This is a genomic window from Acetobacter senegalensis (assembly GCF_001580995.1).
Taxonomy (GTDB): domain Bacteria; phylum Pseudomonadota; class Alphaproteobacteria; order Acetobacterales; family Acetobacteraceae; genus Acetobacter; species Acetobacter senegalensis.
In genome coordinates this window covers 1-3015 of sequence record NZ_LHZU01000051.1, presented here as the reverse complement: position 1 = coordinate 3015, position 3015 = coordinate 1, and the positions used below count along the sequence as shown (strand labels likewise).

Sequence of the window (3015 nt, the reverse complement as noted above, 5' to 3'; positions counted from 1 at the left end):
CTTTCGTACGCCTCGCGGCGCCCGAAACCCTTCAGGCAAGCGGAAGGTCGGGTTATAGGATAAAAATTACCAAAATGGACACAAAGTGAACGGATCGGGCAAATCATTCTTTGAGCATTTACTCATAGCCAGCAGCATAAAGTAATCGGACATGAGTCCCAGCGCTAATGCTCCAACTCCGTCTCGTACGACTGCGGGAGGCAGATCTCGTCACAGCCAGCTATCTCCATTACAACAGAGTTAAGAGACAGCCTCTAAGAAATAGGAGAGCGCACGATGGAAGATGCCGAGATTTATGAGTTGGCAGGTGAGGTTTTAAGCCGCATCACTAATAATATAAACGACACAGTATACGCCCCTCTGGGCGGAAAATTGTCGATTTCTTGGAGTGAGAAGGAAATTTATGGCGCCTACGCGTCCTCTCTAAGTCAAAGCGACAAACCGCCGCAGCACAGCATCACGATATACTACGAGTTTGTGCGACAGGTGTGGCGTGACATCGAAAATTTTTGCGAGTTCCTGCGAAGCAGGCCAGAAGGAGATTTTACCCCCTACGAGTTTTATGACAATCCCTCGAAACTCCCCAGATGCTTTAACGAAGACGAACACGTCAGGAACATGTTCGTCGCGGCGATCACGTGGGTGTATTTCCATGAGCTCGGCCACCTCATGCAAGAGCATGGCATCATACGCCACGAGTGGGGGCCGAGGGGAGATGAAGCCATGCAAACGACTGACGTCCACGATTTCGAGGTTTCGCATCACAAACCCATCCATGGTCGAGAAGCACTGGTCTCTCATGTTACGGAACTTGCCGCCGACTTCGCGGCGACGCACTTCTACGCCATGGAATTGCTTCGACATATAGAGGAGCCTAGCTTCGCCGACGATCAGGAGCGGCCCGAAGTTTTTTCTGGGACACTTTACCTAATGGTGTGCGGCCTCTCTTTGGTCTTTTTCCGTTTCAACGGAAGTAAGCCTATTGTTCCGATAGCGGCTGTTGAAGGCTCTCATCCGAAGCCCTTGACTCGACTGGAGCTTCTTTTACCTCACCTCTACGAGTACTTGGGCGTGATGAAGACGGAGGCAGGTCACGGCTTAAATCAAGAGCAACTTGAAGTGCTTTGCGCAAAGGCTGTTTTTTCGACTACTATGTATTGGTCGATGACCAATACAGAAGACCACAAATTCGACGATCGCTTCATGCTGCAAGGCGTTCAATCCAGTCCAGCCATTATGCAATATCTCCAGCCAGTTGTGGCGATTTGGGATGAAATGTTGCCCAGAATCAAAGAGGTGCGCCGCTTTGATTCGCCCCTTATTCTGATGCATTTTACGGACGCGTTCAGAGAGAAACTTAACAGCGTGAGCACTCAGGGAAGCGGTCCGGAAGCGAACGCCACTGCCGTTACCCCCTCATCACCTGATGAGTTTCGAATGTCGAGCGAGTAAGCGTGCGTGCGGAAGTTGGCTATCAGGAGTTTCCATCTGAGTGCTCGATGTTTTATGTCGGCTTCCGGGAAACTCTTCTAACCACCTGATGTCTGACATGTAGGCGACTGCCGCCTGTCTGCTTTGTTTTTTCTGAGGCGACAGACGGTCAATTATGTCGAGTAAAAACTCATTCATGAACGCGTCTCTCATCCGGGCAGTGCAGATCTGATGCGTCCATGTGCACACCAGATCCACACTGAAGAACTGGAGCCGTCTGGACTGCAAACGTAATTTCAGAGGCCCGTCCGCTAAGATGACTAGGTCGCTTTTTGATTCAGACAGTAAGGTTTAACCGACCCTTTGCAGCGGAACGGGCTGAACAGCCACAGATCCCGGAACGCTTTGGATCTGACGCTCCCGGTCCAGATAGCGCAGGCAACTGACCCGCAGAAAAGACGCCATATTGGGCAGCTCACCCCGAAGCTCCAGAATTTCATCCGAAAGCTTCGTGATGAGTTGGTTGACGGTCATGCCATCGGCTGCGGCAATTTCCGTCAAGACATCCCAGAACATGTTCTCCAGCCGGATCGTGGTGACGACACCATGGATCCGCAGGGACCGTGTCCGGCTTTCGTAAAAGATCGGGTCGGCGCGGACGTAGAGTTCACACATGGCGGGTCTTTCCCTGCGGATAACAATCAGGCTTCGATCTTCGTGCCCAGAACCTTAAGGAACTGGCCGATCCAGGCCGGGTGTGCTGGCCATGCTGGTGCTGTCACCAGCTTACCGTCCGTCACAGCCCCATCAATCGCAATCGCCTGATAGTCTGCGCCTGCAAGGATCATTTCAGCACGACAGGCGGGATAGGCAGAAACCTTGCGACCGGAAATGACATTGGCAGCAGCGAGAAGCTGCGGGCCATGGCAGACGGCAGCAATCGGCTTGTCAGCCGTCACAAAGGCCCGGATCAAGTCCAGCACGCTTTCATCGGTGCTGAGCTGTTCAGGCGCACGACCGCCCGGAATGACCAGCGCATCGTAATCATCTACTTTCGTGTCTGCATAGGTGGCGTTGAGCGTGAAGTTGTGGCCACGCTTTTCGGTGTAGGTCTGATGGCCTTCGAAATCGTGGATGGCCGTCGCCACCTGCTCGCCAGCCTTCTTGCCCGGAGACACCACATCCACCTTGTGTCCAACCATCAGCAGCATCTGGAATGGCACCATGATTTCGTAATCTTCAACGAAATCACCTGCGAGCATGAGAATACGTTTACCAGCCATGAGATCATCCTGACGATCGAGGTTCAAAAGACGGACTCCTTCTTACCGTATGCAGAAGGACTGTGGGTAATAGGTGGTAACGACAGAGGTGGACCCGTTTGTTCGGACAGTTTTATGGGCTTGATAAGCTATACCCGGTTGTCGTTATGCCGCCCTTCTGACGGCGTTGCTGTTGGCCATCTGGTCCGGGGTTAACCCCGGACCAGATGGCGTCGGCACGTCATGATACGCCTCATCAGGCGTACGTCCAGCCAGCGCCGTATGCGGACGCCTTTCGTTATAATGGGCGATCCATCTGCCA

At 52.9% G+C, this 3015-nt stretch carries 4 protein-coding genes; 1 reads left to right on the top strand and 3 read right to left on the bottom strand.

The features are described 5' to 3' along the window. Positions 1–276 precede the first annotated feature (276 nt). On the top strand, positions 277–1452 hold the full coding sequence (locus AD948_RS00400) for a hypothetical protein (protein WP_061470238.1): 1176 nt from the start codon (positions 277–279) through the stop codon (positions 1450–1452). A 330-nt stretch (positions 1453–1782) separates the two neighbouring features. On the opposite strand, the gene AD948_RS00395 is transcribed toward AD948_RS00400, so the two are convergent. The 3 genes from AD948_RS00395 to AD948_RS00385 all read right to left on the bottom strand — a co-directional run. Then, positions 1783–2106, bottom strand: coding sequence for a ribbon-helix-helix domain-containing protein (locus AD948_RS00395; protein WP_048845212.1), 324 nt, complete (start codon positions 2104–2106; stop codon positions 1783–1785). Positions 2107–2132: 26 nt separating this feature from the next. Continuing rightward, a complete protein-coding gene (locus AD948_RS00390; RefSeq protein WP_048845213.1) occupies positions 2133–2714 on the bottom strand; it encodes a DJ-1/PfpI family protein in 582 nt (193 codons plus the stop codon). Positions 2715–2858: 144 nt separating this feature from the next. Then, positions 2859–3015, bottom strand: a 157-nt coding sequence (locus AD948_RS00385; RefSeq protein ID WP_156478867.1) for an integrase core domain-containing protein, incomplete at its 5' end; no start/stop codon positions are given.

Bases quoted from the DNA above. Each gene is read 5' to 3' on its own strand.
- AD948_RS00395 (WP_048845212.1), bottom strand. From the start codon at position 2,106: ATGTGTGAACTCTACGTCCGCGCCGACCCGATCTTTTACGAAAGCCGG.
- AD948_RS00400 (WP_061470238.1), top strand. From the start codon at position 277: ATGGAAGATGCCGAGATTTATGAGTTGGCAGGTGAGGTTTTAAGCCGC.
- AD948_RS00390 (WP_048845213.1), bottom strand. From the start codon at position 2,714: ATGGCTGGTAAACGTATTCTCATGCTCGCAGGTGATTTCGTTGAAGAT.